This is a genomic window from Halalkalibacter lacteus (genome assembly GCF_036663595.1).
In the GTDB taxonomy this organism is placed as follows: Bacteria; Bacillota; Bacilli; order Bacillales; family Bacillaceae_D; genus Halalkalibacter; species Halalkalibacter lacteus.
On the sequence record NZ_JAWRVL010000066.1, the window covers coordinates 1 to 2,949 of the forward strand.

The 2,949-nt window shown below is 37.8% G+C and carries 2 protein-coding genes; one reads left to right on the top strand and one right to left on the bottom strand.

Features of this window, described 5'->3' with window-relative positions; all coding sequences use genetic code 11:
* Positions 1-892: 892 nt before the first annotated feature.
* Entirely contained in the window at positions 893-2,266 is a 1,374-nt protein-coding gene (locus SAZ04_RS21395; protein ID WP_332699462.1) for a cytosine permease, read from the top strand.
* A 488-nt stretch (positions 2,267-2,754) separates the two neighbouring features.
* On the opposite strand, the gene SAZ04_RS21400 is transcribed toward SAZ04_RS21395, so the two are convergent.
* The coding region (locus tag SAZ04_RS21400; RefSeq protein WP_332699465.1) for a hypothetical protein at positions 2,755-2,949 on the bottom strand (195 nt) is incomplete at its 5' end.

Here is a 2,949-nt window from a genome sequence, read left to right on the forward strand (position 1 = left end):
TGGCGGAATTGGCAGACGCGCTAGACTTAGGATCTAGTGTCTTATGACGTGGGGGTTCGACTCCCTTCACCCGCATTATAGAATACAAGAAAGAAGAAAACGGATACTCATCTGTTTTCTTCTTTTTTTATATGAATTTTTAAGTGCAGGGAGAGACAAACGTTTCTTCTAGCATCTAAGTAGAATTTGAACGTGATTAATAGAAGGTTTACCTTTTTGATTAAAAGGCTGGCCTAAGAATAACAAAGCCAATGAAAAAGTCCATCGAGGAAGTGGCAATGGCTCCGCACGTTGCTTCGGGGGTGCTGAAAAGATAAAAAGCGATCTTTTTCAGTGCCCTCAAGAGTAATAAGGATGGAGGAAAGGAAACTACTATTTCGATCAAACCTGTTCCCGGTTATCTAGGCAAATAAAAAAGCATGTCGTATTTTCTTACAACTAATGAGGGGCTTTGATCATAAATAACAAAATTGACGTTGTATGACTTAGGAAGCGTCAATACGGTGGCAAGCATCTTAAAAAAACATTAGAGTGTCGATTTGAAGTCCTAACTGGAAATGACAAGCGATTGTCATTATTGGTTACCTTATACAATACCAAGCTATATGATTGGTTACTTTCAACGGTGACAGTCCAAAAGTGAGTGTTTATTATTCGAATCAGTAATACAAGGGATGTTATTAAACATTACATAGAAAGAATTCAATTATGAATTTGAAGGAAGATGAAAACAGACCTATTTCAGTAGCCTTGTAAAAAGAAAATCTAATCTAGGATGTTAGATTGTGGTTGTTTAGAATTAGGTTCGCTCATGTTTAAATATCTGAACTTTTTGATAATTTGGAGAGTGGACATTGATAGTTTATGAGTAATTGAAGGAGGAGGATGTTTTGTGGGAAAAGTAGATACGAACTTACGTAATCCTGAGCTACTACCAACAAAAGACAAAGATCGAGATATTAGTATTGGGGATTTTACAATGTTATGGGCTGGCATGACGATTAATATGGGTGCTTTTACAATGGGGGCTCAATTATACCCTGATCTCTCACCTGTAGCGATTCTTTTAGCAATTTTGGTCGCATATTTAATGGTTACGAGTATTCTCATTTTGACAGGTGACATTGGACTTGTATATGGTTTGCCGTTTACGGTGTATATTAGAAAATGTTTTGGTTATAAAGGGGCAAATATTCCGGCTATATTCAGGTTGATACCCGCTTGTTTTTGGTTCGGTTTTCAAACGTGGATCGGAGCAGTAGCTTTGGATATGGTTATGAACATGTGGATAGGGTACTCAAACATAACATTATTAATCTTATTATTTGGAGCACTTCAAATAGTAAATGCTGTATTTGGGATGAAAGCGATGGCCAAGTTTGACTGGATTGCGATTCCTTCTTTAGTCATTCTGATTTCAGCAGTTACGTTTTGGTTACTGAAAATTAACGATGCAACGATTGTCGATGTGTTTGCAGCTCCCAGTACAGGGACCGGTTCTTTCTGGTTTGCTGTGATGGGGATTGCTGGTATTTGGATCACAATGGGAATTAATAGTCCAGATTTAAACCGGAAACTAAAGCGATCTGTTGATCATTCTAGTGATAATTTCTTTATTCGAAATCGGAAACCAATTGTTGCTCAATTAGCTGGTCTTGTGATCATTGGTGCAGGAACGTTGCTAGTTGGGATGATCGGAGGGATTTTGACAGGAACGTGGGATCCTGTTGAAATTATCGCGAATTCGATCACGACTCCAGTAATTCTATTACTGAGCTTGCTGACGATTTTGTTTGCTCAATGGTCGACGAATACAGCGGCAAACTTGATGCCAGCAGCGTACGTGATTGTGAATGCTTTTCCAAAATTAAATTTTGCCAAAGGGGTTATGGCAGCGGGAGTTATTGGGCTACTTATGATGCCTTGGGTATTTGCCGATAATTTACTTTGGTTTACGGTGATCACATCTGGATTGCTCGGCCCAATTGCAGGGATTATGATTACGGACTACCACTTATTGCGGAAAAGAAAATTGGATATAGAGGAATTCTATACAATAGACGGTCAAAAAAGCTTTAATACGAAAGGGTTCATTGCTTATGGTGTTTCTTTTGTGTTAAGTGTTCTCTTTATGGACTATGCTTTCTTTGTTGGATTTGCTGTTAGTGTGTTGCTTTACTACGTATTGATGAAAAATGAAGTCGCTCCTAAGCAAGTGTCTGATCTTGATAAACAGATTGAGAAGATGTATAAGGAGATTTCGTAGTGCCTGGCACCTAAGAAGTCTGAGTATATTGATCTCAGCTTACTAGAAGAAGCGGTTCCGGAACTAGTGAAGAGCAATATAATTGTAGGAAAAGAGGAGTTAGCTTACCCCTGTGAGAGGATCTTCACAGGGGGTTTTGCTCGTTTGGCACTTGCACTATGTTTTTTTAGAAAAAGCGGGGTTCTCACTTCTGTTCCTAGCGCTTCATAAAGGATGGAGATTGCCATTATTGAGCTTGAAGTTACCAATATCATTGAGGGAAATGCTATTAAAAGCGAGTTGCTAATAAAATGTCAAAGCTTCATGTAGGCAACTCATTTCAGCTGCCTTTGATATAAGTTGTATCAAATTTGTTTTATTTAGTTGTTTTATTTTAGAAGTTATGATAAATTATTAAACCTAGCCGCAAAAAGTAATTTCAAATTAACTATTGCGTAGAATTTTTAATTGTGATATATTAGTTCTTGTCGCAGTTAACGATTGTTGTTTCATGACGAACCGCATTGAAAACTTTTTAAAAAAAGATGTTGCGCAGAATAGATCGTTGTGTTACGATAGTGAATGTCGCTAACGAGTGACGGTTGTTGCTGAAAAGCAGCAACGAAGAGTTCTTTGAAAACTGAACAAAAGCCAAGCGAAATAGAGATAGTTTTGTTGGTGTTTATCAACGAAACCACAATCTC